This window comes from Mycetohabitans sp. B3 (assembly GCF_021498065.1).
Taxonomy (GTDB): Bacteria; Pseudomonadota; Gammaproteobacteria; order Burkholderiales; family Burkholderiaceae; genus Mycetohabitans.
On the sequence record NZ_JAHLKN010000050.1, the window covers coordinates 48,656 to 74,621 of the forward strand.

At 62.1% G+C, this 25,966-nt stretch carries 24 protein-coding genes and 1 pseudogene; 7 read left to right on the plus strand and 18 right to left on the minus strand.

Translation table 11 applies throughout. The features are described 5' to 3' along the window. Positions 1-28 precede the first annotated feature (28 nt). From KQH55_RS14835 to KQH55_RS14845, 3 genes are read right to left on the minus strand one after another with little or no spacing between them, the layout of a single operon-like run. The gene (locus KQH55_RS14835) at positions 29-1,621 is read right to left on the minus strand and encodes an efflux transporter outer membrane subunit (protein ID WP_373566405.1); all 1,593 of its coding nucleotides are present in this window, start codon (positions 1,619-1,621) and stop codon (positions 29-31) included. After that, positions 1,621-4,812, minus strand: coding sequence for an efflux RND transporter permease subunit (locus KQH55_RS14840; protein ID WP_235091520.1), 3,192 nt, complete (start codon positions 4,810-4,812; stop codon positions 1,621-1,623). Before KQH55_RS14840 ends, KQH55_RS14835 begins: the two co-directional genes overlap by 1 nt. Then, positions 4,809-6,029 carry an efflux RND transporter periplasmic adaptor subunit gene (locus tag KQH55_RS14845; protein ID WP_235091521.1) on the minus strand — a complete coding sequence of 407 codons (1,221 nt, stop codon included), beginning with the start codon at positions 6,027-6,029 and terminating at the stop codon, positions 4,809-4,811. Before KQH55_RS14845 ends, KQH55_RS14840 begins: the two co-directional genes overlap by 4 nt. 164 nt (positions 6,030-6,193) lie before the next feature. Here KQH55_RS14845 and KQH55_RS14850 point away from each other — a divergent pair, with 164 nt between their 5' ends. Next, complete coding sequence (locus KQH55_RS14850) at positions 6,194-6,844, plus strand: TetR/AcrR family transcriptional regulator (RefSeq protein ID WP_076788036.1); 651 nt, start codon at positions 6,194-6,196, stop codon at positions 6,842-6,844. 21 nt (positions 6,845-6,865) lie between these two features. Here KQH55_RS14850 and KQH55_RS14855 read toward each other — a convergent pair whose 3' ends face one another. The 8 genes from KQH55_RS14855 to KQH55_RS14890 all read right to left on the minus strand — a co-directional run bounded on the left by KQH55_RS14855 (position 6,866) and on the right by KQH55_RS14890 (position 16,392). After that, entirely contained in the window at positions 6,866-7,084 is a 219-nt protein-coding gene (locus KQH55_RS14855) for a DUF2795 domain-containing protein (protein ID WP_076794215.1), read from the minus strand. Further along, a complete protein-coding gene (locus tag KQH55_RS14860) occupies positions 7,081-7,389 on the minus strand; it encodes a hypothetical protein (RefSeq protein WP_076794217.1) in 309 nt (102 codons plus the stop codon). Before KQH55_RS14860 ends, KQH55_RS14855 begins: the two co-directional genes overlap by 4 nt. 57 nt (positions 7,390-7,446) lie before the next feature. Beyond that, positions 7,447-8,784: a C45 family peptidase gene (locus KQH55_RS14865; protein ID WP_076788039.1), complete on the minus strand. Its 1,338-nt coding sequence runs from the start codon at positions 8,782-8,784 to the stop codon at positions 7,447-7,449. Positions 8,785-8,859: 75 nt separating this feature from the next. Continuing rightward, on the minus strand, positions 8,860-10,593 hold the full coding sequence (locus KQH55_RS14870) for a ClcB-like voltage-gated chloride channel protein (protein ID WP_235091541.1): 1,734 nt from the start codon (positions 10,591-10,593) through the stop codon (positions 8,860-8,862). Between the two features lie 17 nt (positions 10,594-10,610). Next, a complete protein-coding gene (locus KQH55_RS14875; protein WP_235091522.1) occupies positions 10,611-11,372 on the minus strand; it encodes a glutathione S-transferase in 762 nt (253 codons plus the stop codon). Positions 11,373-11,546: 174 nt separating this feature from the next. After that, the gene (locus KQH55_RS14880; RefSeq protein WP_235091523.1) at positions 11,547-13,244 is read right to left on the minus strand and encodes a hydantoinase B/oxoprolinase family protein; all 1,698 of its coding nucleotides are present in this window, start codon (positions 13,242-13,244) and stop codon (positions 11,547-11,549) included. A gap of 9 nt (positions 13,245-13,253) precedes the next feature. Then, entirely contained in the window at positions 13,254-15,338 is a 2,085-nt protein-coding gene (locus tag KQH55_RS14885) for a hydantoinase/oxoprolinase family protein (RefSeq protein ID WP_235091524.1), read from the minus strand. Between the two features lie 760 nt (positions 15,339-16,098). Then, positions 16,099-16,392, minus strand: coding sequence for a hypothetical protein (locus KQH55_RS14890; RefSeq protein WP_235091544.1), 294 nt, complete (start codon positions 16,390-16,392; stop codon positions 16,099-16,101). Here KQH55_RS14890 and KQH55_RS16570 point away from each other — a divergent pair. Together KQH55_RS16570 and KQH55_RS16575 are read left to right on the plus strand one after the other, a co-directional pair. Next, positions 16,391-16,555: pseudogene (locus KQH55_RS16570) on the plus strand (PIN domain-containing protein); the annotation flags it as partial. The gene KQH55_RS14890 and the pseudogene KQH55_RS16570 sit on opposite strands and share 2 nt — an antisense overlap. Before the next feature lie 79 nt (positions 16,556-16,634). Next, complete coding sequence (locus KQH55_RS16575; RefSeq protein ID WP_255763176.1) at positions 16,635-16,733, plus strand: PIN domain-containing protein; 99 nt, start codon at positions 16,635-16,637, stop codon at positions 16,731-16,733. A 185-nt stretch (positions 16,734-16,918) separates the two neighbouring features. On the opposite strand, the gene KQH55_RS14900 is transcribed toward KQH55_RS16575, so the two are convergent. Together KQH55_RS14900 and KQH55_RS14905 are read right to left on the minus strand one after the other, a co-directional pair. Then, positions 16,919-17,323, minus strand: coding sequence for a type II toxin-antitoxin system VapC family toxin (locus tag KQH55_RS14900; RefSeq protein ID WP_235091542.1), 405 nt, complete (start codon positions 17,321-17,323; stop codon positions 16,919-16,921). 7 nt (positions 17,324-17,330) lie between these two features. Continuing rightward, positions 17,331-17,585, minus strand: a complete 255-nt coding sequence (locus tag KQH55_RS14905) for a type II toxin-antitoxin system Phd/YefM family antitoxin (protein WP_013435358.1) — start codon at positions 17,583-17,585, stop codon at positions 17,331-17,333. 70 nt (positions 17,586-17,655) lie between these two features. On the opposite strand from KQH55_RS14905, the gene KQH55_RS14910 reads away from it, so the two are divergent. After that, positions 17,656-17,994 (plus strand): hypothetical protein, encoded by a 339-nt coding sequence (locus tag KQH55_RS14910; protein WP_235091545.1) that lies wholly within the window; start codon positions 17,656-17,658, stop codon positions 17,992-17,994. A gap of 370 nt (positions 17,995-18,364) precedes the next feature. Here the strand turns inward: KQH55_RS14910 and KQH55_RS14915 are convergent, their stop codons facing one another. Further along, positions 18,365-19,231 carry a hypothetical protein gene (locus tag KQH55_RS14915; RefSeq protein ID WP_235091525.1) on the minus strand — a complete coding sequence of 289 codons (867 nt, stop codon included), beginning with the start codon at positions 19,229-19,231 and terminating at the stop codon, positions 18,365-18,367. 345 nt (positions 19,232-19,576) lie between these two features. Between KQH55_RS14915 and KQH55_RS14920 the strand changes: the two genes are divergently transcribed. Next, positions 19,577-20,956: a hypothetical protein gene (locus tag KQH55_RS14920; RefSeq protein ID WP_235091526.1), complete on the plus strand. Its 1,380-nt coding sequence runs from the start codon at positions 19,577-19,579 to the stop codon at positions 20,954-20,956. 338 nt (positions 20,957-21,294) lie between these two features. Here KQH55_RS14920 and KQH55_RS14930 read toward each other — a convergent pair whose 3' ends face one another. Then, positions 21,295-22,392, minus strand: a complete 1,098-nt coding sequence (locus KQH55_RS14930; protein ID WP_076794229.1) for a YeiH family protein — start codon at positions 22,390-22,392, stop codon at positions 21,295-21,297. 110 nt (positions 22,393-22,502) lie between these two features. On the opposite strand from KQH55_RS14930, the gene KQH55_RS14935 reads away from it, so the two are divergent. Then, entirely contained in the window at positions 22,503-23,378 is an 876-nt protein-coding gene (locus KQH55_RS14935; protein ID WP_076794231.1) for a LysR substrate-binding domain-containing protein, read from the plus strand. A 246-nt stretch (positions 23,379-23,624) separates the two neighbouring features. Here the strand turns inward: KQH55_RS14935 and KQH55_RS14940 are convergent, their stop codons facing one another. Next, positions 23,625-24,272: a phosphatase PAP2 family protein gene (locus tag KQH55_RS14940; protein WP_076788051.1), complete on the minus strand. Its 648-nt coding sequence runs from the start codon at positions 24,270-24,272 to the stop codon at positions 23,625-23,627. 185 nt (positions 24,273-24,457) lie between these two features. On the opposite strand from KQH55_RS14940, the gene KQH55_RS14945 reads away from it, so the two are divergent. Beyond that, entirely contained in the window at positions 24,458-24,823 is a 366-nt protein-coding gene (locus KQH55_RS14945; RefSeq protein WP_076788052.1) for a DUF3022 domain-containing protein, read from the plus strand. A gap of 191 nt (positions 24,824-25,014) precedes the next feature. Here the strand turns inward: KQH55_RS14945 and KQH55_RS14950 are convergent, their stop codons facing one another. Both KQH55_RS14950 and cydX read right to left on the minus strand, forming a co-directional pair. Next, positions 25,015-25,653: an ATP-binding protein gene (locus KQH55_RS14950; RefSeq protein ID WP_076794232.1), complete on the minus strand. Its 639-nt coding sequence runs from the start codon at positions 25,651-25,653 to the stop codon at positions 25,015-25,017. A 67-nt stretch (positions 25,654-25,720) separates the two neighbouring features. Next, complete coding sequence (cydX, locus tag KQH55_RS14955; protein WP_076788618.1) at positions 25,721-25,864, minus strand: cytochrome bd-I oxidase subunit CydX; 144 nt, start codon at positions 25,862-25,864, stop codon at positions 25,721-25,723. Positions 25,865-25,966 lie beyond the last annotated feature (102 nt).

Sequence of the window (25,966 nt, forward strand, 5' to 3'; positions counted from 1 at the left end):
CAGCTTGACGTCGCCGCAGGGTGAGCGGCTAGTGTGGTGCCGACGTATCGACGGCGGGCGAGCCCATGGCCTGGAACAACGATGCGGTATCTGCTAGCCGCGCGACGCGCGCGCGTATCGCATTGATACGCACCGAGTGCGCCTGCTGTTCGCTGGCGCGGACCGCCGATATCGGTAATGCCCCCAGCTCATGGCGTTGTCTTGCCGCTTGCGCGGCTTGTTCGGCCGCCTGCTGTGCGGCAAGCGCGGCTGCCTGCGTGCGGGCATCGTGCTCCAGCGCGACAAGCGTATCAGCCACGTCGCGGAACGCGTCCAGCACAGTTTGCTGGTATTGGTCGAGCGCCGCATCATAGGCGTGGAGCGCAGCCCTGCGCTGCGCGCGCAGGGCGCCGCCATGGAACAGCGGCTGAGTCAGACTGGTGCCGATGTTCCACAGACGACCGGCGGCACGGGTCGCCAACGGCCAACTCAAGCCGCCCTGGCCCCACGACGCCGACAAGCTCAAGCTTGGAAACATCTGTGCGGTCGCGACGCCGACCTCGGCTGCCGCCGCCTGCACCGCTGCGTCGGCAGCGAGCACGTCCGGACGCTCGTGCAGCAGCTCCGACGGCAGTGATACGGGCACGGTGTCTGGCAATATGAGGCGGTCCAGCGCGAGGTCTTCGGGCGCTGCATCCGGCGTGCGGCCCATTAACACCGCCAGGGCATGCCGTGCCGCGAGCCATTGCGCGCGCAGTGGCGGCAATGCGGATGCGGCCGCCTGCGCGTTTTGACGCGCATTCAGGGCATCGACCCGGGAGGCGGCGCCCAGTGCGACGCGCTTGTTCGTGTCGTCGGCTTCGGCTGCTGCCAGTGCGGCGATGCGTTCTTGGGCATCCCATTGTTCGTGCAGTGACGCCGCGGCTAGCGCGGCGCTGACGATATTGGCCGCGAGCGCGCGGCGTGCGGCGTCGAACTGGTACGACTGGACATCGACCTGCCGGGACAACGCTTGGTTAGCCAGCCGTGCTGCACCGAACAGATCAATCATGTAGTTCGCACGAACTTGTCCGACAAAGGTGTTGTAGCGCAACGTCGGCGGCCCCTGAATGGGCATGCTCAGCGCCCGTTGGCGCTGCACCTGCGCTCCGGCGTCGATTGACGGCAGCATAGATTCTCCGATCTGCGCACGCAGTTGTTCACGTGCGGCGGCGAGGGTTTTTTCCGCTGCCGCCAGCGTGGCGTTATTACGCAGCCCTTCGTTGACCCACGCGTTGAGGGTGTCGGACTGATACAGCATCCACCAGCGCGGCACGGCACGCGCGCCGAGCGCGAAGCGCTGCGCTACGCCTCCCGCCGTTACGCTTTGCGCTGCACCGGGCTGCGCGGCATAGTGGAGCGGCGCAGGTGGCGTGGACCGCTCGCCCAGCGCGAATGCGCACCCGCCGAGCAGCGTGGCACACGCCGCGGCGACGCATGCTGTCGTTACGGCCGCCGCTCGCCTGTCGGCGGCGCGGCGCGGATGGATCCCGCAGGTGAGTGACGGGCGTAAGCTAGGCCTGCGCTTTGACATGAGGGACAAACTCAGCACGGACTCCGGCGTCGGCGAGGGTGATAACAGCGCGCTCGGCAAACGGCGCATCATCGTGCCTCCTGCGGTGGTTGGGTTTCGTCGTTGCGCACGCGGAACCACGTGGCGTACAGCGCGGGTAGGTAGAACAGCGTCAATACGGTGGCGCTGGTAATACCGCCCATCAGTGCAGTTGCCATCGGGCCGAAGAAATTGCTGCGCAGCAGCGGGATCAGCGCTAGCACCGCAGCGGCGGCAGTCAGTGTGATAGGCCTGAAACGGCGTACCGTCGCGCCGACGATGGCAGCAAGGCGGCCGTGTCCTGCCGCGATATCCTGCTCGATCTGGTCGACCAGGATCACGGAGTTACGCATGATGATGCCGAACATCGCGATTACGCCGAGCAGCGCGACGAAGCCGAACGGCTGGCCGAACGCGAGCAGCGCGGCGACCACGCCGATCAATCCGAGCGGTGCGGTTAACACCACCATCATGACGCGTGAGAAGCTCTGCAGCTGGATCATCAGCAAGGTCAGCACAGCGATGATCATTAGCGGCAGTTGCGCATTGATCGATGCTTGCGCCTTTGCGTTTTCCTCGACCGAGCCGCCGACTTCGATGCGGTAGCCTACCGGCAGCTTCGCACGCAGTCCCGCCAATGCCTTGTCGATCGATTCGGTGACGTCGATGCCCTGTGCGCCGCCGCGCACATCGGACTGCACCGTGATCGTCGGTTGCCGATCGCGCTCCCAGATCACCGCGTATTCGAGCCCGTACGACAGCCGCCCGAGCGTGCCGAGCGGCACCGGCCCGGACGGCGTGGGCATCGCTAGCGACGCGAGCGCCGACGGGTCGACACGCTCGTTGCGGGGCGCGCGCAAGTCCACCCCGATCAGCTTGTCGCGCTCGCGATATTGCGTGACAGTGTAGCCGGACAGCGACATCTGTAGGAAGCTAGCAATATCCTGCGACGATACGCCTAACTCGCGAGCCTTGGCCTGGTCAACCACAAAATGCACCGAGCGCTGCCCGGGCTCGTCCCAGTCGAATTGAACGTTGCGCGTGCGAGCGTCGTCCTGCATCACTGAGGCGACCTGTGTGGCGATGGCGCGTACCGTCGCGATGTCGTCGCCGCTGACGCGGAATTGCACCGGATAGCCGATCGGCGGGCCGTTTTCTAGTCGGGACAGCCGCGTGCGAACACCACTGAAGTCGGTCGCGAGCTTGTCGTCGAGGAAGCGCGCGAGCGCGTCACGATCTTGGATGGACTTTGCGGTGACGACGAATTGCGCGAAGTTGGGCAGTTGCAGTTGCTGGTCCAGCGGCAGGTAGAAGCGCGGCGCGCCGCTGCCCACGAAGCTGATCGCATGGTCAATCCCCGGCTGCTCTTTAAGTAGCGCCTCGATGCGCTGCGTTTCCCGCAACGTCGCGTCGAATGATGTGCTTTCGGCCAGCCGCACGTCGATCAACAACTCCGGCCGGTCCGAACTCGGGAAGAACTGCTGCGCGACCAGACCGAAGCCGCCGAGCGCGACCACGAAAAGGACGAGCGTCACGGCCAGCACGGCGAAGCGGCGCTTGACGCACCAGGTGATCCATACGCGCAGGCGGGCGTAAAAGCGCGTGTCGTAAATATCGTGCTCGTGTTCGTGCCCATTCTGTTGCTGGTGTCCGTGTACTTGCTCCTGCCCCTGTTCGTCTGCGTGCCCCCGCACTTGGGGAACAGTGGGTCGCTTGCGCTCGGGCAGCATGTGATAGCCGAGCAGCGGGATCACGATCACCGCGGCGAGCCACGATAACAGCAACGCAATGGCTGATACCTCAAAGATTGAGCGGGTGTATTCGCCGGTGGCGGACTTGGCCAACGCGATCGGCAGGAAACCGGACACGGTTACTAGCGTGCCGGTAAGCATTGGAAACGCGGTGCTGGTGTACGCGAATGCAGCGGCTTTCGCGCGGCTCCAGCCTTGTTCGAGCTTGACTGCCATCATCTCGACCGCAATGATTGCATCATCGACCAGCAGGCCGAGAGCAAGCACCAGCGTGCCAAGCGACACCTTATGTAGCCCGATATTGAACACGCCCATCACCAGCGCGGTCACGGCCAGCACGATCGGGATCGAGATGACCACGACCATACCGGTGCGCAGCCCGAGCGATACGAGGCTGACCACCAGCACGATGCCAACCGCTTCGGCGACGGCCCGCATAAAGTCGTCCACAGAATGCGACACGGCGTGCGGCATGCTGGAGACCTCGGTCAGTGCCACCCCGGCAGGCAATTGCGTGCGCAACTGCACGACGCGTGCGTTCAGCGCCTTGCCGAGCTTGATCACGTCGCCGTCTGGCTGCATCGTCACGCCGATGCCCAGCACCGGGCGGCCGTTGAAGCGCATCTGCGTGACCGGCGGATCATCGTAGTCGCGGCGGATCGTGGCGATGTCGCCCAGCCGGAACGAACGGTTGTTGATGCGCACCAGCGTATCGGCGAGCGCGTCAACATGATCGTATTGGCCGCTCGGCCGCACGAATAGGCGATCATCGGCAGTGGTCAGCACGCCGGCCGCCGCGACGGCGTTTTGCGTGTTGATCGCATCGGCGAGTTGTTGGGGGCTGATGCTGAGCCGGGACAACTGTGCGTTCGAAATCTCGATATAGATATGCTGGTTCGGATCGCCGAAGTAATCGACTTTGGCGACGCCCGGCACGCGCAGCAACTCGCTGCGCAGCTGGTCTGCATAGTCGTGCAGCTGTGCGGCAGAAAACCCGTCGCCCTCCAGCGCATAGATGTTCGTGTAGACGTCGCCGAACTCGTCGTTGAAAAACGGTCCCTGCACGCCGGGTGGCAAGGTATAGGCGATGTCGCCGATCTTCTTGCGGACCTGGTACCACGTGTCCGGCACGGTCGAGGCCGGGGCCGAATCCTTGATCGCGAAGAACAGCAGCGACTCACCAGGGCGCGAATAGCTGCGCAGGAAGTCAAGCTTTGGGGTTTCCTGCAGCTTGCGTGCGATCCGGTCGGTGATTTGCTGCTGGACCTGTTGGGCATCGGCGCCGGGCCACCTTGTCTGGATCACCATCACCTTGAAGGTGAACGGTGGATCTTCCGATTGCGACAGATTCCGGTACGACAGAATGCCGGCAAGTGTCACCAGCACCAGCACGAAGACTACCAATGCCTGGTGCCGCAGTGTCCAGGCGGACAGATTGAAGCGTCCTTCGTCGTACGAATGACCGGGTGGTTGGTATTGAGCGCCGGTCATAGCGAGAAATCCTCCGGATGCAGCGGCGCGACGGGCTTGACCTGCTCGCCCGCGCTGACCGTGTGCACGCCGCGTAGCACGACGCGCTCGCCGTCGGTCAGTCCGGCGCTGATCACCACGGTGCGCTCGGTGTAGTGCGACACTGTGACCGGCCGCAGTTCCAGCGTGCCCACGTCCTGTTTGCGCGCGTCGCGCGACTGGCCGGTGTCGCGCGACGCGGCATTGGCACGAATCACCCATACCGCGGGGCGTTCATTTTGATGGAACAGTGCGGTGGCGGGCAGGACGATGTCATGGTTGATCGCACGCGCAGCGTCCGGCTGGAAGGCCACGCGGGCGGTCATGCCCAGGCGCACCGTGTCGGCGCTGCCGCGGGGCAGCGCGAGCGTAAGCTTAGCGCGATAGGTCCGGCTGGCCGGATCGGCGGACGGCGCCAACTCGCGCAGCGTTGCGGTGAACGCCTGCTCAGGCAACGCAGTAAGCGTGACGCTGGCCTTCGCGCCGGGACCGATGAAAGCCAGTGTGCGCTCCGGCAGATCGCAGATCACGTCCAGCGCGTCGGACCACGCGAGCTGGTAGACCGCTTGTCCAGCCGACAGGTTCTGTCCAGTGTCGGCCAGTTCCTGTGTGATCACTCCCGCGTGGTCGGCGGCGAGCGTGGTGTAGCCGAGCTGATCCTTTGCCAGCGCGGCTTGCTGAGCGGCGGCGTCGCGCTGCGCGAGGGCCGCGGCATGATTGTCCTCGGTTTGCTCGAGTTGCAGCTTGCTGATCAAGTTTGACTGCGCCTGCGCGCGGTCGCGCTCGAGTTGTTGTCGGGCGAACAGCAGTCGGTGCTCGGCCGCGCTCAACTGTGCGGCGGCGCTCGCGGCCTTCTTGCGCGCATCGGCGGGATCGAGTTGCGCGATGATCTGACCGGCGCGCACGGCCTCGCCCAGATGGACCCGGCGCTCGATCAGTTTGCCGCTGACGCGAAACGACAGCGACGTCGAGAATCGCGCGGCCACTTCGCCGGGAACGGTTGTTACGGCAACGGCGCTAGCTGTGGCGCTGTGCACAGTGGCCGCCACCACCGGTCGAGCCGGCACGTCAGGGGCGACATGGTCGCGGCACGCGTTGAGCAGCACGAGCGCGGCCAGCGCGCTGGCGACGGCGGTATTGCACGGCGCCAGGCGCGCGCGACGACGCGGGGCGGAATGCAGCAAGACGAGAGCTTTCACGGCAACTCCGGCGAGAGGCGGCAGACGCAATGAGCCGATGCGTCGCCCGGACACGCCTCTGATGCACGTGGCACCGCACCCGCCCGCTGAATACTAGGTCACATTCTAATGCACGGTTGTATCTGAATGCAAAGACGTATTTACGTGGTCGATGGTGATACCATATGTCCATGTCGACGTCTCGTGCCCGCCACCGTACCCGGCTCACGCGAGAGCAAAGCCGGGAGCAGACGCGTCAGCGCCTGATGGACGCTGCGCAGACGCTTTTCGTGAAGAAAGGATTCGACGCGTCCAGCGTCGAGGATGTCGCTGCGGCAGCCGGCTATACGCGCGGGGCGTTTTATTCGAATTTCAAAGACAAGGCGGAGTTGCTGCTGGCGTTGCTTAAGCGCGATCACGGCAATATCCAGCAGGCGTTGCAGCGCATTTTTGATTTGCAAGGCAGCGTGCAGGACATCGAAGCGCAGATCCTGACGTACTACAGTACGCTGTACCGCGAGAACAAGTGTTTCCTGGTATGGATGCAGGCGCGGTTGCTGGCCGCGCGCGACGCGAAGTTTCGCGCGCGGTTCAATGCGCTGTCGCGGCAGACTCGCGCAGACATCGCGTATTTCATCGATGCGTTCTCCGCGCGCCTGGGCATCAGGCCGATCGTGCCGGCAGCGCAGCTCGCGCTTGGCCTGATGGCGCTGTGCGACGGCATCCAGTTCTTCTACGCGTCGGATCCGCACGTGACCGACGCAATGGCCGAGAACGTGCTGGCGGCGTTCTTTGGCGCGGCGGCGTTCGGCCATCGGGCGGCGGGGTCTCGCTGAGCGCGTCGTCGCGCGCACACGCTAGGCGGATAGGCCGGGACCTGCTGCACTGGCGAGCCAGCGCGCGACCGACTGCGGATCCGGGTAGTCACGCTCGGGCAGCGCCTGCAGCGCGAGCAGTACGTCGTTGCTGGCGCCCGCTGAGCAGGCGGCGGCCACCAGCGTGTCGCGCGTGGCGGGATAGCGCATGTCGCGCAGCGTCTGGCTGAGCTGCTGATCGATCGGGTCGGTGGCGCTCATGTTCGTATCTTGACATGCCGCGCGAGTCCTGCGGCAAGGTCGGGGCGGGGCGTCGGCAACTCAATGGTTTGCCAGTGTTCAACAGACACTGTACCGTCCTGCTGCGCTAGGCTGCGGACGGCGGTCGGCACCGTGCCAGCGTGTCGCGTGTGCGAAGCACGGGTCACGTCGGGTACCCCGCTGTCGCAGGGCACGATGGCGATGAGCGGCGTGCTGACGAGGGCTGTGGCCAGCGCTGCTAGCGGATGTGACATGAACGGATTCATGGTGTCGGTCTTCCACTGAAACGCGATGGCGATGTTCACGCAAACTGCGTGCCTGCGTTCCGCGAGGGGTGCGTCGCGCTGCGCGCCGGCATGCGGTCAACGGACTGCGTCAAACAGCGTCCACGGCTGGGACGCGCGATCGCGCATGTAACCGTTGAGCCAATTCCACTGCGGATGGCGACGCATAAACGCTTGTGCGTCGAACGGCCGGCCGCATGGGTGACCCCAGCGTGCCCACAATTCGAGTCGTACCGCCATGTCGCTGTCGACCACCTTGCCGTCGTTGGCGCCCCATGGATTGAATGGACCGTGATCAGCGTCGCCAAAGCGTGCGTCGTCCAGTTCCAAGTGGCCGCAAAGGGTGCGCGAACTCGGATGATCGTCGCGATCGAGGTACACATCGTAATGATCGGCGAGCATTTCCTTGGCCAGTTCAGCATCGATCCGGCCGCGGTGTTTTTCCATCAGTTGCATCCAGCGCAGCCGGCGCGCACCATTGCGCCGCACGTCGTTGTAGTCATCCCCCTGGCTAATGCATTCCTGGTTGCGGATCTTCAGGTCGTTGGCCGTGTTGAAGCCGCTGTAAAAGCCGTCTTTGGTGACCTCGAATCCGGAATAATGCAGCCCAAGCTCGTAGCGTGCGATTTCACCGGTTTTGGTATCGCCGAGCAGCCAGCTGTTCGCGTAGCCGCCGTTGTTGTCGGTCGCGAAGCGCTCGCACCATGAGCCAATGCTATCGGCATACTGCGTCGCCTTGCGCGAGCGGTAGAACTCCGGCGAGCCGGAGGTATTGTAGCCGACAAAATTGGAAATCGTCGTCTCGGTCACCATCAGGCCCGCTGACGTGATCCAAAAGTCCGTTAGGCTGGAGATGCAGCCCGGCAGTCCCTGCATTAGGATCCGGTTGCCCTCCTCGGGCACAATATCGAAGATCACGTTGAACGCATCGCCAGCCGCATAGCGGTCCCACGAGTTGTGCGCCATCACGATGCGGCCATCGCGCGTGGCACTGCCGGTTGCAATGAACGCACTGCAGTGATGGCCGAGGCGCCCGCGCCATGGCTTGCCGGCGAACTGCGGCCGTGTTTGGCTGACATGCGCGGGCCACCAGCTTTGCAGCAAATCCATGTAGCCGTTCCAGGCGAGCACCTGTTCGTAGGGCAACTGCGCGCCATCGGCAATGCCGCGCATCTCGGCGGTGAACTCGTCATCGACACGGTCGGTGAATTGGTCGATTGCGGCGTTCACGAAGGTGTCAAACTCCTCGCCGGTGTCCCACTTGGCTAGATATTGCGCGGCGCGGATCGCGCTGCTGATCTCGCGGGCAAGCAACTGGCCGTGCTGCAGGCCACGCTCGTATGGCGCACCCTCGATATGCACAAAGATCCAGCCGGCCTGGTCGCGCCGCAGTGCAGGAGTCGATTGTTCGGACATGTTGCACCCTCCGAATCCATTGTAGTGAATCCGTTGCTTTTTGCCGTCGCGACGACGCGTCGCATGCGGCGTGACTCAATCGCTAGCATTCATCCGGAAGTATGCCTGCAGCAGCGAGGTCTTGTAGACTACGCCTAGCAATTTAGGCGCCTGCTTCGATGCGACGACGGGCAGCCGCTCGCCTTGGAAGGCGAGAAAGTGCTGCAACGCGGCGGCAAGCGGCATGTCCGGCGTCAGCGCGGCGAAATCTCGGCGCAGGTAGTCACGCGCACGGTGCTCGCGCGGGCCGTGCTTGTCGAGCAGGTCGGAGGTGATGTCCTTTAACGCGACCACGCCCTGAAACCAGCCGGCAGCGTCGACGATATAGATGTACTTAACCGGATATTCGAGAAATACGCGCGTCATGTCCGCCACGCTCGCGTCTAGGCCAAGGACGGTGTCGGCCGGGCGCACCAGTTCACGCATCTGCGTGGCCTTCAGGCGCAGCCGTTCACGCCGCTCGCGGTTGCGCCGCAGTGTGACCTCGTACATTGAAGTCTCGGCCAGGGCCCGCGCGATGAAATAGGCGATCACGCTAGCCAGCATCAACGGCAGCACGACCTGATAGCTGAGCGTCATCTCAAAGATCATCAAGATCGCCATCAACGGCGCATGGGTCGCTGCCGCGAGGAAAGCCCCCATCCCGACGATGGCATACGTGAACGGCGCCGACGTGGCGAGCGGCAAGTGCGCATGGGCCGCGAGTCCGTAGATCGCGCCGAGCACCGCACCGACGAACAGCGTCGGCGTGAAAATACCACCGACCGCGCCTGAGCCGACCGTCGCGCAGGTCGCCGCTACCTTGAACGCTAACACTGCGACGAGCGCTTGCCAGGTCCAAGGCTGGTGCAGAATGGCGTTCACCACGCTATAGCCGTTGCCCCACACTTGCGGTGCCTGGATCGATAAGGCGCCCACCAGCGCGCCGCCCAGTGCGAGCCGCCAGGGCAGGGGCGCCACCCATCGGCCGAACAGCCGGCGCGAGGCACCCAGCAGGAGGAGGAACGCCGGCGCGAGCATCCCGCACAGGATGCCGAGCCCGACGAACCACAGTACTTCGAGGCCGGAGATGGTCGGAAAGGGCGGCATCTCGTAGGGCGCCTGGTAGCCGGACAATGCGCGCATCGTGACATTGGCGACCACAGATGACACGATGATTGGCCCGAAGCTCTCCATCGCGATCGAGCCCAGCACGATTTCAGTGACGAACAGCGCGCCGGCGATCGGGGCGCTGTACGCGGCCGTGATGCCGGCCGCGGCGCCGCACGCCACCAGCAAGCGCAGACGTTCTGGGTCGACATGCACGAGGCGGCCGAGCAGTGATGCGCTGAGCGCGGCAAGCTGCACCATCGAGCCCTCGCGGCCGATTGAGCCACCCGAGGCAATCGTGACCAGCGACGAGCCGCTGCGCCATAGGCTTTGCCGCACGGGCACCACCCCTTCGCCGATAGTAATCGCTTCCATATAGTCAGCATGGCTCTTGCCGTCGTCGTCACGCCGGGCTGCCAGCAGGAGCATGCTGGCCACGGCGCCGCCGACGATGGGCAGCGCGAGCCGTGCGTACCACGGTAGGTCGCGCGCGACCTCCACCAGTCCGCTCGCGTTAGGATCGACGAGCGATTCCAGCCAGTCGACGCCGAGGCGGAACACGATGGTCGCGGCCGCGCCGACCAAGCCGGCGAGGGTGGCCCACAGCAGCATCGTATGCTCGTCGGACAGCCTGAGCAGGCGTTGCGCGCGGGTGCGCAGCTTGAGCAAAAAGGCCAGCACGGCGCGATGGCGATGAGTCAACTGGCGTCCAATTCCGCGTAGTGCCGGAATATGCACGACTCGTTGTGCGGGATGCGGCGAGGCGACGCCAGGTACGCGGCGATACGCGGCCGCGTGCGCACCGCTTCATGCAGCGCTGTGAGCTTCGGATACTGTGTCGCGAAGCAAGCGGTGGCACGTGGAAACGCGTAGCGCAGTCCATCAATGAGTTGGAACATCGACAGGTCTGCGTAGCTCAATGCCGCGCCGACCAGGTGCGCGCATCCCGCGGGGTTCTGCTCGAGCACCCGCTCGAAATAGCGCATGAACTTCGGTATCCGGTTGGCGATGAAATCGGCGGCGCGCTGCCGGGCGGCGTCGCGTTGCTGCTCGAAATACAGTGCGTTGGCAATCGGGTGGTGCGTGTCGTGTGCCTCGCTCACCATGTCGGCAATCGTCAGCTGCAGTCCGTGGACCCAGTGGCGCAGTGTTTCATCGGCGGGCACCAGGCCGAGCCGGGGTCCCAGGTACAGCAGAATGTTAGCGGTCTGCGCAATGAGTGTTGTGCCGTCGCGCAGGAAGGGGGGAGCGAACGGGATGCAGGGCTCGGTTTGGCTTTGCAGAATCGACATCATCGTGCCGATGCCGTGCTCTGTGCCTTGCGGATTTGCGTCTTCGCGGCGACCGGACGGCGGTAAGCGCGCGACGTCAAGATAATCTGCCCCTGCCTCTTCGAGCGCTAAGCGGACGAATTCACCGCGGCCCTGTAGGCCCGGCCAGTAGTACAGTTCGTAGCTCATCATCACAGTCCTGGGATAGCGTAGCGACGGACAGCCGCCGCTGGCAGCCAGTGTTTCGGCGTCCGACGGCCGCTGCGCCCGCGCGGCACCGCAAGCCGGGCCGCGCCTGCCATCACGATACCATTGACTGCTGTACCACTGGGCTAGAGCGTGTTATGCACTTTGCAAGTACTTTCAGATCTGGCCTGCATGATGTAGTCGCACGCTCCCCTCCCAATGATAGACTTCGCGTGCCAGCTCGGCAGAGATATAGCCATTTCGGATGTCGTCGCGAACCGCATCGGGATCGCGCATCGACGGATCACCGTATCCGCCACCTGAGCCCGTACGCACGCGGACCACATCGCCGCGATCGAGCTTGACGCCGCTGGCCATGGCGTAGCGCTCGCTGCGGCCGTCGGCGCGCACGACCTCGACGTAATTGAGTGAGCCGTCACGCCCGTTCGCCTGGCCCCACGGTGGCACTTTGGCGCGCGTATATCCGCAGGTCAGGAAGCTGCCGTCGGAGCGGATCCGATAATCGAGCCGGATGCCGCGGCCGCCGCGATATTGCCCGTATCCCCCTGGCTCGTCGTTCAGTTCCATGCGCTCGACATAGACGCCATAGCGCGCCTCGCAGATCTCGGCCGGGCAGTTGTATGTCTCGCCATGCATTGCGGAGAACATCGCACTGTTGCCGTCGCGATCCCGCTTTGCTCCCCAACCGCCGATCTCAGGCTCGATCAGCGTGAAAATGCGCGCGGTTTCCGGATGGGGGCCGCCAATCACGGTGGCGCATATCGACGAGAAACTGCCGGCGGGGATGCGGTCGGGCAGATGCGGCGCAAGACAGCGTAAGATCAGGTCGTGCACCCGGATCAGGTTTTCAAAGTAAAACCCTTCTGCCGCAGGGCTACACGCATCAAACAGCGAACCAGGCCGTGTCACAACCTTCAGCGGCCGGAAGGTGCCGCCGTTGGCGCTGCCGTTCGGCTCGGTGATCGACTTAAATGCCATCTGGGCAGCCACTACCGTGCCGTCGCGGCTGAGATTGCCCGGTCCATGGACCTGGTCCGGGTTGTCGCGCAAGTCGACGATCATTCCGTTGTCGCCGATTTCAACGACTACTTTGTATACCTTGTCGTCGTCCTGAGGTTCGGCCAGTTCGAAGCGCCCTTTCGGCGTGTGACGCAGTGCTTTCAGCGAGACCTTTTCACCGTAGTCCATGAAGTCTTGCATTGCCTGCAGGAACATTGCTTTACCGTACTTCTGGGTCAGTTCAATCAAGCGTGTCGCGCCGCTGCGCGCGGCAGCGATGCCTGCCCAAAGATCACCTTCCATGAAGTCGGGCATGCGCGTGTTATAGCGCAGAATCTGCATCACGGGACGCACTGGCTTGCCGCGTGAAATCAGTTTTACCGCGGCCAGGCGCAGCCCTTCCTGGAAGATCTCGGTTGCATCGGTAGAGAACGATCCCGGAACCATGCCGCCAACATCGTTCCAATGAGCAATATTGGCCGTCCACGCGACGATGTCGTCGCCAACGAAAACCGGCATCGACAGTACCACGTCGTTCAGATGCGTCACGCCGCCTGAGTACGGGTCGTTGGTGATGAAGATGTCGCCCGGCTCGATGTCACCTGGTTGGTCGTGCTCGACCAAAATGCGGCGCACCGCCTTGTCCAGCACGCCAACAAAGGCAGGGATACCGGCGCCGGAGCTGGCGATATTGCCTTGTGCATCGGTGATGCCAGTCCCCATGTCGAGCACCTCGTAGATGATCGGGCTCATCGCGGTCTTGCGTATCGCGGTGAACATCTCGTCGGCGATGGCTTGCAGTGCATTCTGAATGATATCGAGCGTGAAGATATCGATCTTATCGCTGTGGCTCATGATGATGGCTCACACGGAAAGAGTGATGTGAAAGTTGCCGAGGCGGTCGACGCTCACGGCGTTGTTCGGGTGGACCACGATGGTCGTGCCGGGGTCTTCGATAATCGCCGGACCGGCGAAGTGCATGCCAGGCTCGATGCGTTTTGCGTCGTAGACGATCGCTTCATGCCTCCCTTCGAGCGCATAATCGACGGTGCGACGGCCTTTTGCCGCAACCTGAATAGTGGCGCCGGTGACTGGCAGGTCGGCCAGGTTGAGCTTGCCGATTTCTGCCACGGCGACGATATGAAAGCCGACGATCTCCAGCGGGGCGTTCAGCCGATAGGTGTACTGCTGCTCGTAGCTGGCGTGAAAGCGGGCAACGATATCGGCCCAATGCGTGGCGACGCGTTCATCTTGCCGCAGCGGCACCTCGACCGCATGCTCCTGGTTCTGGTATCGGATCTTGCAGTACGGGGCCAATTCGATAGCGTCGGCGCCGATGCCCTCGGTCGCGTACTGTGCCGTTGCATCATGCGACAGCTGTTCAAGCAGCGCTTGCGCACCGAGCGCCGCATCCGGACGATCCATCTCAAAGAGGCGGTTGACGAAGCAGTCGCGACGCAGGTCGGACATCGTCATGCCCCACGCGGAAAAGACAGACGCGCCACGCGGAATCACCACCTTTTTCACGCCAAGCTCCTGCGCGAGCGCAACGGCGTGCATCGCGCCGCCGCCACCAAAGGCGAGCAGCGTGAAGTCGCGCGGATCATGGCCCCGGCTGAGCGACACCAACTTCAGCGCATTCACCATGTTGTCGTTGGCGATCCGAATAATGCCGCGCGCGATTTCCTGCGGCGACAGCCGTAGCCGCTCGGTCAGCGGTGCCATGGCCCGGGCCACGGCGTCCATGTCGGCAATGAACGTACCGCCGCAAAAATAATCCTTATTAATGCGGTCCAGAATCAGGTTTGCATCGGTGGTGGTCACATGGGTGCCGCCGCGACCGTAGGCTGCGGGACCAGGCGACGCCCCAGCCGATTGCGGGCCGACATGCAACTTGTCGAATTCGTCGATCCACGCGATCGAGCCGCCACCATTGCCGATCTCGACCAAATCGACCACAGGTACCATGATCGGATAGCCGGCATGCGTCCGGTCGCGCTCGATCCAGTAGTCCGTTTTGATGGAGATCTGCCCGTCCTTGATCAGTGTGCATTTGGCTGTGGTGCCGCCGATATCGAGCGCGAGCACATTGGGCTCACCGATCAGACAGCCTAGTTCGGCCGCTCCCCAGAAGCCGCTGGCCGGCCCCGACTCCACCATCGTAATCGGGATTTCTCGGGCGTGAGCCACGGTGTCGACACCGCAGTTCGACTGCATCACATAGAGCGGCGCCCGATAGCCGTTCGATCGCAATCCGTCTTCAAGCCGCTGCAGGTAGCGTGCGGCGATTGGCTGCACATAGGCGGACAGTACCGCGGTACTGGAGCGCTCGTATTCCCGCCACTCGCGCGTGATTTGGTGCGATGCCACCGCCGATGCCTGTGGCCAGAGCCGACGCACACCGGCCAGCACCGCTTGTTCGTGCACCGGATTGGTATAGGCGTGCAGCAGGCAGATCGCGACGGCTTCCACCCCTTCGGCGCGGAATGTGTCGACGATGGCGGGCAGGCCGGATAGGTCCAGCGGCTCGCGCTCGCTGCCGTCTACATGCAGGCGCCCCGGTATTTCACGACGCAGGTAGCGTGGCACAAATGGCGCGGGCTTGACCCAGCTCAAATTGAAAAAGTCAGGCCGGTTGGCACGCGCAATTTCTAGCGTATCGCCAAAGCCTTGCGTCGTGATCAGTCCCGTCTTAACGCCACGGCGTTCGGTCAGCGCATTGATCACTACGGTGGTGCCGTGCGCGAGGAAGGTAACAGCGCTCAAATCCACATCGGCCTTTTTTAGTACGTTGAGGATGCCCTGCTCGTAGTCAGGCGGCGTCGTATCCGACTTGGCAGTCCGTACCGATTGCCGGCCTGTGCGCGGATCGACTTCGAAGTACACCAGGTCGGTAAAAGTGCCACCGACGTCAGTAGCCACGCGAATCGTCTTGTTTAGTTTGCTCATCGCGTGTCTCCTTGCCACTGAAGGCCGTCGCCCTGTCCTTTGATGTGACGCGCGCCGGCTTTTTGCTGTCGTATATGTTTAGCGCACCGATCCAGATCACTTCCGCATCTAGATCGGCCCGGCCAGGCGGTCAATGTTTTGCCCGGTGCCAAATGCTGCCGCTACAGCGTATTCTCGGTCATGTCAAATGCGGTTGCCTCGACCACCGCCGCGACACGGCAGGCGGCCTCACCGTGATCGCGCATTTTGCGATGCGTGACCCAACCGCCGCATTCAATTGCTACATGCCCCACTGTCGAACTGGCATCGACCGGATAGCATTGCAATACAGCGACTCGCCATTGAGACGGACCTGCGTCATGTGGCGCCGGAACGGGTCCAGGTGACCCGGCGTCCCCTGGGGGCACGCGGCTGGGCCGCCTGCTCATAAGCATAGGATGCGTGCCACAGTTGTGGGGGTATACAGGCGGATAGGGTTAAAAAGCGGCCGCTCAATTATATGGATCGGTGCCGTCCGATGGCCGCTACGCTTTATGGACTAGCTCGTATTGGGGGGAACTGTTTACCAGTATGCCAGTCAACTCGCGCGCCGAGGCACTCAAAAAATTAAACTGGTATGCCATGCGCTGGAAGATCGAGGCACTCCATAAGAACGTGAATCGGGGTGCAGGGCAGAATGAGGCTGACTCAAAAATCCGGCCATTCAAAAGTAGAAAAATCCGGCACGATGTGTGAATCCTGAAGCTACCCCTTCATACACTTATCGAATATGCCCGTTGCGGTGACGCGGCATGGCCAGACGGTAGGGTACTTCATTCCGGCACATGGTCAAGCCGAAGCGCATCTTGCCGCTATGAAAAAGGCGAGTGAAATCTTGGATGATCTGCTGACTGGCCGTGGCGTGGATGTCGAAGGGGTAGTGTCCGAGTTTAAGGCAGTTCGACTGGCAAGGGCAAGACCGGTGCCAAATCCGCATGAGCAATAAGGCAATCGTACCCGATGCGAACATCTTGATCCGGGCAGTTCTTGGCACGCGCGTGCGCGAGTTGGTCATGGTGCATGCTCACGCAGTTCAGTGTTTCGCTCCCGACGTGGCGTACACGGACGCTAAAAAGTACCTGCCAGCATTACTGGAGAAGAGAGGCGTTGCGCCGGAGTCAGCGATAGCCGTGCTGGATAGCTTGGTTCCCTTGATCCCAATTGTTGACGCTGAAATCTATGGAGATACGCAGGCCGCTGCGCTCCAGCGCATCGGGGCAAGGGATGCCGACGATTGGTCCTGTCCTGGCATGTGCTATGGCAATCGGATGCCTGATTTGGACGGAGGATGCGGATTTCTTCGGGACGGGGGTGGCGACTTGGACGACAGATCGAATCCAATTCTATTTGAATTAGGTCCTACGTAGTGTGAGAACAGCCAAAGGGAGGTGCGCTCGACTTATGATATCGGATCACCAGCCGCTCAATCTGAAGCGCACTTAGCACCAGCCGTTCGGTGAACCCCAACCCCGTTCGCATTTTTGCTTTCCTAGTCGTTAGGCGAGCCCGCCGGCGCGTTGACCGTCAAGATGTAGGTAAACTTATTTCCCGAATGGGTTGAACACCGGTACGTCAAAGCGTTCAAAGTCGCGAACGTTTCTTGTGGCGACGATAAGCTTGTGCGTCAGCGCGCTGGCCGCGATCATGGCGTTTTCATAGACTGTGTTCGACTGACGATGCATCAGCTTCGCCCAGAGCCGGAAGGTCGCAGCGTCCATGGGCAAGACATTGTAGGTCGCGCTGACTTGATCGGCCCACGCTTCTATCGCCGATGCCTTGTCGGCGTCTTGCTCGCGCGTGATTTCGATGCCTGCTTGAATTCCACCGAGTGTCACGGCGGACAGATAAAGCTCGTGATCGGCAACGCTTTCGAGCCATGACACGACTGCCCCATGCGGGCGCAGCTTGCGAAGTTCAGAAACAATATTCGTATCCAGAAGGAACACGGTGGTTTTATAGAGCAAGCGTTGTGCGACGCTGCGCCCGTCCACGTTGTGGCAAGTCAAGGTCACCACGACTGAAATCGGACAACAGCAAGGCTTTCAGCGAAGGGCGTGCGGCGGCGTTGAGCCGTTTCCACTCAGTGATAGGTACCAGCACAGCTGTTTCTGCGCCGCGACGGGTCACCAGCTGTGGCCCCTCACTGACACAGGCGTCAAGTAGCTCGCTGAAACGGGCTTTCGCGTCTTGTACAGGCCAAGCATGCATGGCGGATCCATAATGACTAGACATATAACTAGTTTATACGTGACATCACCGCAATACAAGGGTTCATTAATTGGCGCTGATTCACAACCGCATGTCTGGCGACAATTACTGGCTCTTCCCCACTTTGTGTGAAGGTTCACGTCACAAGTCAGCACCGATTCAACACGCGAGTACGAAGCAGTTGGAAGCCGGCGCGGCCATACATTGGGCGCTTGAGAAACTTGAGCCGATTGGCATGGCCTTCGACGATGCCGTTACTGTAGGGTGTGAGCTGTGCAGCGTGTATGGCATCGTAGTCGTGACCAATGCTTGGCTGCAAACCGCTGCATTTCTGGTACACTGCTGGTCTGCGCTTGACGCAGCCAGCTTGCCAACGCTTGATGTGTGCGGTGCTTGGCCATGTCAGTAAACTCGAGCGGCAGTTGTCGGATTGTTGTTATCTGGGAATTCTGCTCGGCGAGTCGTTGAACCAAGCGCTGGACGTGCCGCTTATCGCCGCTGGTGAGCGCGGTCGTACCCCGATCCATTCACCAGTAGCTTCGATGTTGTTGCCACGCCGGGCGCATTCGATTCGATCGCTGGCAATGCGGCAGAAGCGTCCTCGTGATTGAGCGAGCGTGCAACTCGCGGATAGGCAGCTGGCAGCGGCTCAGCGCGCGCTCAATGGCATCACCAAGGCTCTTCAACAGATACCATCGGTCGGCCACTTGTATGGCTTGCGGCGCGCCACGGGTGCAGTAGCAAACTAAGCTTGAAACAATCTGACCATGCGCCGGACCTCACTGGTCGAACTTGGCTTGACAGAGCAATTCAGTTCCGATATGGCGCGTGTTGTCGCGTTCAATAAGTTCTTTGTTGGTTCTTGGCATAGACCGTAAATAACCAAATTTAACCATTCTGCAGTAAATGACGCGGGCACCGCCGCTTTCCCGCTGCCCTGGTAGTTCCAACGTGTTTTTTTGCATCTGTAAGCTCAGCGCCCTGCGGAGGTGATGATTCGCGGCCTGTCGAGATCGGCTATAGGCTGAACTATGCTTGCTAAATGGCCTGCGGCCACATGAGCCTTTGTATAAAAAGCGAATGTCGGTGACCGCGTCACGGAGTCTTTTCGAGCGCACGCGTGAGCGGGCGTTGCCGCCTAATCGGACCGGTGGTGCGGCCCGATGCGGACTGGGTGGGTGTGCGCTGCCGCACACGCCGCGTTTTTCAGCGTCGGCATTCACACGCTGCAGCGCGGCCAAGCTGCCTTCCAGCATGCCAATTTGCTGACGTGCGTCCCCCAGTTGCGCCTGCAGCGCTTGCTGCTCAGCGCGGCGCTGCGCGTCCCTCTCGTCGTCACGTCGCACCGCCGCATCCCGTTCCTTGATTAGGCGCGCGCTGGTGTGGCGCTCATGCTCGGTCTCCAAAAGAGCGCGTTTTTCCGCCGCTTGCAGCCGCGCTTCGGCGCGAGCAGTGTCGGCCCGCAGCTTATCGAGTTCGCGGGCAAAATCGGCACCCGCCTGGGCGAGCGCCTGTGCGTCGCGTTGCAGGCGCTCGACTTCAGTGTGCAGCGTCTGGCGCGCCGCCTCGGCCACCGCGAGCGCGGGCTCCAGTTCCTGCAAGCGCGTGCGTTCGGCGTGCGCCGCAGCCTCGCGGGCGGCGGCCACCTCGGCGGTGGCCGCGGCTCGTTCCCACAGGCGTCTTGCGATCGAGCGATTCGTCCGCCGACGTCTTTAAATTCAGCCCTCAGGTTACGTAATCGGCAAAAATCACTCCACAGTTTCCTACAAAAAGCCTTAAAGTTGAGGCATTGGCCGGTTGATACGCCTTTTTGTCAGCACGCTTGCGTCGCCCCGTGCGATGTCGCGCAGTCTGTCCACCGGCCGGCTTATGCTACTCGCCAAAAATCTCACACTTACGACGTATCGCTGCACGTCTTCTCCTACTTTTCGTTAGCCTGCTGCACAGCTTCGCTACGCGTGGTGTCTTTTTACTGATTACTGAGCTTGCTAATGGACTTTGACTTGAATGTCGCTTTAAACCCTCACTCTAGCTACGTGTGCGCAGGGCAGGCGGGCCAACAGCCTGCCGCGTCAGCGCCGCCACGACCGTCTTCCAACGACGCGTTGACTCGCCCTTTGCCCACCCGACCGACGACGTATGATGACCTGTCGTCCGAACTGATTGCCCGGATCGGTGACTATGTACCCATTCAAGACGTGATGCCGTTCGCCATGGTCAATCGCCGCACGTATCATACGATGCAGACCCGGCGCCTCGTCCACCGCTATTGGCAGCGGGCAAACCAAGCCGTCAGCTTGGCGTCAGTCAACCAGCTGCTGGACGAAATAGGCGGTGCGTTGAGCAATCCAGCGCAGTATGTCGAACCCATTGATGCGCTAAGTCAGCGTCTGCGAGCGTTGCCAAAAGCCGAGCGAGTCGAGGCATTCAAGCGCGTGTTTGCGGCTGCGGAACGTATCCCGCGGGACGGCGTGCGAATACAAAGAGCGCTATTACGCGCTTTTTTTATTTTTCCTCCGAGCCGGCGTGATGAGCTATTCGACTTCGCTTATGCGATGGCGGAACGACGCGCGCCCGGGCAAGACAATATCTGGGCGGAGCTGGCTGATAGTTTGCGGTTTTTTTCGTTCCATTCGCCTTTTATCGAGCAGCGTTATCAGGCGCTTTTAGATCGGCTTGCGTCGTTAAGGGTATCCGAACAAGCGAAGCTCATCCCGGTATTATCCAATTTGCTCCTTTACTTTAATAAAACAGACCCACGCGTCCCTGAACGCTATGCGCTCTTACGCGGACACGCGTTACAACTGCCGCCCTCTCATCAAGGCGCATCGGTCGGCATATTAGCGAGTTGCGTACGGATTTTGCCAAAAGCAGAGCAATTTGCCCAATACACGCAGATGCGTGATTGGGCGCTGTCGCTGCCTGACGAGCAGTGGGGGATTGCTTTGCAATATTTGCCTGAAGGGCTTGAAGAGCTGTCGGATGAACAACGTGCGCAGGAGCTGACGTTACTTGAGGATCATTTAGCGCGCGTGCCTATGTCACAGCGTGTTTCGGCAGCGTTTGGACTACTCAAATGCCAATTGTTTTTAGACGATGTACAAATGAAGCGGGCCTGGCGGCAAGGTTTGAACCTACTGAATGGTGCGGGCGAAGCCGCTTTATGGGATTTGCTTCGCCAACTTCGGGCCGCTTGGGTGTTATCTGAGTCCAGCAATTTCAGATGGGAAATGGCAGTGGAGGAGATTACGCGCTTTATGGAGGCCAGCCAGTTCTCCGAGCCGGCGCGGGCGCGATTCCGGACCAACGTAGATTGGCTCAGAAGTGAACCACTAATATTTAGTGAGACTGAATCCAGTATGCTTCGTTGATCCAACGCCGGAACAGATACTGTTGTGCCATCGGCACGCTGGCAAGGGTTCGTCGTTGTTGTCATGCAACCTGAGATCGCCGCGAGATGCTCACCTGCAAGATCCAACAAGGTCTGACGTCTGGCAGACGAACCCACTGGCAAGTGAGCCGGGCATCCTTAACTGTGCGATCTCTCGGCCCATCATTTTATTTTAGTTGAAACGATGTCCGTGAATCGCACAAATCAAGGACATGGCAGCAGTTGTCGAAGGCGTTACTCGTCAGCTTGCATTTCGTCGTCTTCGCCATGCTCATGCTCGTTCATGCCGTACCTATCTTGCAAAGTGCATAACACGCTCTAGCCGAGCCAGCGCTCGACACCGAGCGTTAGCGCGTAACCTCCAGCAATCAGCCAGAGCTGTAGCAGCGCGCCGGCGATCAGCGCACGTGGCCCAGCCTCGCGAATCTGCGCGACCCGAGTTTCGATCCCGAGCGCGGTCATCGCCATCGTCAGTGCGAAGGTGTCCAGGCTATTGAGGACGTGTGACACGTGCGACGGGATCACGTGCAGCGAGTTCACCAGCACCAGCATGAGGAAGCCGAGCGCGAACCACGGCACGGGCAACTTGCCGCGCCGCGTGCTACTGCCGGCCGGCTGTGCATCGCGCGCGGCACGGGCGATAAAGCCGGCGACCACAAAAATCGCCGGCACTAGCAGCATCACACGGGTCATCTTGACGATCGTCGCCACGTGTACCGTTTGCGCGTTGATCGCGCTGGCGGCGCCGACCACTTGCGCCACCTCGTGAATGGTGCCGCCAAAGTATAGGCCGAGCCCGGTCGCGTCCAGGTGAAGCCATCCGGCATTGGCCATCAGCGGATAGACAAACATCGACAGCGTGCCGAACAGCACCACCGTGCCGACCGCCATCGCGCTCTTGTGCGGCTTGGATTGCAACGTGGATTCGAACGCGACGACTGCCGCCGCGCCGCAGATCGCGCTGCCCGCGGCTGTGAGCAGTGCGGTATCCCGGTCCAGCTTCAGCCATCGGGTTCCAACCCACCAGCCGATAGCCAGTGTCGCAGCGACGACCACGACGGACATCGCCAGCCCGGCCAACCCGACTTGCGCGATTTCCTGCAAACTGACACGTAGCCCAAAGAAGGCGACCGCGATGCGCAGCAGCTTGCGCGCGGAGAAGTTCACACCGGCAGCCCAACTGTCTGGCATGGCGATGCGCAATGCGTTGCCGTACACCGCGCCGCACGCGATGCCCACGATCAGCGGGCTCATGCCGAGCCCGGCGATGGGCGGCCACGCGGCCAATTGGGTGACCGCGAAGGCGAACAGCGCAACGAATAGCACGCCGTTGAGCAGCCCGCGACGTGACGCTGCGACAGCGCCCGCTGGCGTGCCCCGCGACGGCGAGGAGGACTCGGAAATTAAGAGGGACATGGCATTCACCTGAGAGATGACCTCGACAGCCTCATCGTAAAATGGATATAACGATATGAAAAATCGTCATTTGGGATGTAAACTATCGGCTAATCTGATAGATTAAGCGCATGACCCCCGATCAACTTTTGACTTTTGCAGCCGTCGCAGAACATCAGAACATCAGCCGGGCGGCCGAAGCGGTACACTTATCGCAACCAGCGGTGTCTGGACAGCTGCGGTTGCTGCAAGAGGAATTCGGTGAGCCGTTGTACGTGCGTGACGGCCGCGGCGTGCGGCTCACGGACGCTGGCCGGCAACTGGCTGTCCATGCCGCGCGGTTGCGCGACACATGGCGGCAGGCGCATGCGCTGCGCGACGCGTTGCGGGGTCTGGAGTATGGCACATTGCGCATCGGTGCCAGCACGACGCCAGCCAGCTATCTGCTGCCCTATCTGGTCGCGGACTTTCACCGCGCCCATCCCAATATCGAAATCCGCACCACCTATGGCAATACGAGCGATGTCTGCCATGTGCTGCAGGGGTTGGACATCGCGCTGATTGAAGGCGGTGTGCCCGCCGAGCTGCCGGCTGACACGCGCGTGCATCCATGGCACGACGACGAGATTGTCGCGATCGTGCCAGCCGGTCATCCGTTGGCCACCGATAGAGCCGTACCGTTGTCGTGGATCAGCCAGTTTCCGCTGATCTGGCGTGAGTCCGGCTCTGGCGTGCGGCACGAGGTCGAGCGCGCGTTTGCGCGGGCCGGCGCGCGCGCGCGGGTCGCGTTGGAGCTGGCCGGCGTCGAGGGCGTGAAGGAGGCGGTGCGCGCCGGCATGGGCGTGGGCTTTGTGTCGGCGATGGCGATGCGGCATGAGGATGCGCGCCTGACCAGCGTGTCGCTGGCGCCGCAACCGCTGACGCGGCGTTTCTCGATCCTGGTCATGCACGGTTCGGCGGCGTCGCGCGCGGCGCTCAAGTTCCTGGCCATTTGCGGCATCGATTAGGGTTAGTCTGCGTGGCACGATGTGCAAACCCGTACGGATCATTCCAGCATCCATCAGGCGCGGACCTCATGCCTTTTCGATGAAAAATCGGAACCGGTATATAAAATCGGAACCCATTCCAGAATTGGCTTTAAAAATGGACTCCATTGCCTCTTACTGCGCGAGATGTCGGCATGTCTGTGCCACGCGGGGCGCCGACGGTGAGCTGAGGGTGCGCGCGTCAACACAGCGGCGCTGACGGCCGTACTACGCGACCGCCCAGCCGCGCCGAATCAGCGCCGCGCACAGGAACCGATAGGGCGGCTCACCGCAGCGCAACAGTGGCGGCACGACCCATGGCGCGAGACGGTAAGCGAGCACGGCGCACGTCATGCCGAGCAGCATGCCGCAGCCGACATCCAGCGGGAAGTGGATGCCGGCATAGATGCGAGCCCAGCCGACCATCAGCCCGGCCAACGCCAGGGCCACTCCGGTCACCCGGGTGCCGGCGTGCAGCAGTAAGCTGCAGGCGACTGAGAAAGCGAGCGTGGTATGGTCGCTGGGCAGCGATGCGTCGTCGGCGTGGGCAATCCATGCGTGTCCCAAACCGATCGCGAACGGCCGTGGGTGGGGCCACATTGCACCGATGATTTGGGCGATCCCCAGGCCGAGCATGGCGGCCAATGCGGCTTCGACGAAATGGCCACGGCATGCTTGCGGGCGGGCGGCCGCACCGGTGAAGGCCACCGCATGCGTCGGGCGCGCGCGGCTCGGCACGCGTAACCAGCCGGCGATGAGCGTCGCCGGCATGGCCCAGATCAGCGCATTCGCGCAAAATGACATTAATGCGTGCAGCGTCGGCGACGGCGCACTCGCGTTGAGCAACAGGAACAGCGTTTGATTTAAGGATTCCATCGATTGGTGCAGCACGATTTTAGAAATGATGAGCGCCTGAGGATATCGCAACCACCTTAAAGTGTGCTAGGGTTGCGGCCACGGCACGCTTGGCGCGGCGGCGGGCTTCACAGGGCTGAAGCCATCCCGACTGGCATGCGCGGCTGACTGTGATAGCCTCGGCACTCTTTCCGAGCCCTACATCCATGCCCCGTCCGCCTTTTCTCTTTAACGATCCGCTGCGCGAGCACCTTGCCCGTGTCATCAGCGACCTGTTGCCGGAAACCGCCCACTTTACCGATACGCAGACCGAGGCCGGCCATCCGGCGCTGCGCATCGACTGGACAGTCTCGCCCTTTTCGCGGCGGCACTCGAAGGTCACGCTTGATGTGGTGTTCGTCGATTCGAGCCTGGCGCGCTATGCGGTCGCGCCGCCCAACGAGCGCGCGCGGGCCGAAGCCGTGCTGCGCGCCTACTTAGAGGCGGTGATCGGTTCGATGGAAGAGCAGTATGCGCTGGGCAAGGAGATCGAGCCGGTGTCCGAGGTCGAACTCGGGCGCGAGTTCGCATGACGTGTGCGTTGCGGCCAGGCGCACGCCACGCCGGATCGGCGCGATCGAATTGACGAGCGCCGGTGCGCTCGTGGATTTGTTTCGTGAAAGCAGGTTGCCGCAAAGCAACTTTATTCGGGAAGCAGGCCGCGCTTGATGCCTTTCTGGACAATCGCTTTGGCCGCTATCTATGAGACAGCCGGAGCGGAAACTCATTCGGGCGTGAACGGCGGCCTGCCGGCAGCGAGGGGGAAGGGCTCAGCGGAATGCGCTGGCGCGAGGAGCCGATCCTGCAGCGCGCGTCGGTTCGCGTCACATGGCGCATCGTTGTCGAAAATCAGCAGTTGGGGGTAGTCGGCCGGATCGGGTTCGAAACGTCGCTGGCGATAGGTTTCCCAATGTGCGAGCTTGTATGCGTCATTGGCGTTCGCCCGCCGCACGATGCGCTCGCGCGCGATATGTTCCGACACGCTAACCCAGACCCAACGCACGTCGACGTGCGCCGGCACGCGTAGCCAATCGCGATCGAAGATTCGCCGGTCGCGTACCTCCCGCGACAAGGGGCCGACGACAACCGCACTGATGCCCAGCGATACGTTTTCGCGCGCAGTGTCGAGCAGCCCCTGGTATTCGGGGTCACGCAATGTCTGTAGATAGACCGGGCTGTCGCGGTCGTTCGGGTCGTGCGTGAGCGCTTGCATCGCGACTGCGCTGTAGCGGCCGTACAGCGTGTCTTTGTCGAGCAGGCACAGCGGCTCGCGCGTGGCGTCGAGCAACGCCGGGACCAGTTGCTTAGCCAGCGTGGTCTTGCCCGCGCCGGCGTGCCCGCAAAAGAAAAGCAATCGAGTCATCGTAGCGGCCGCCCGCAGCCCGCCTGGTGCAGCGTAACCGAGGCATGCGTGGGGCGGCTCATGCGGATCAGTCGTGCCAACGACAGGCACGACCGTCCCGCGAGTCGGACCGCATCCGCGCCAGGTTCCTTTCGTTTTCCAGCCACATCGCGTTGATCACACCGAAGCCCAGCGCCACGCCGATACCCAGTATCCAGCAGAAGTACCACATTGCAGTTTTCTCCATTGGGTTGGATGCTGCCGCGCCGGCCGGCCGCAGCGGGACATAACCATGCCCGATGGAGTAATGATGACCGCGCACGCGTGCGCACGC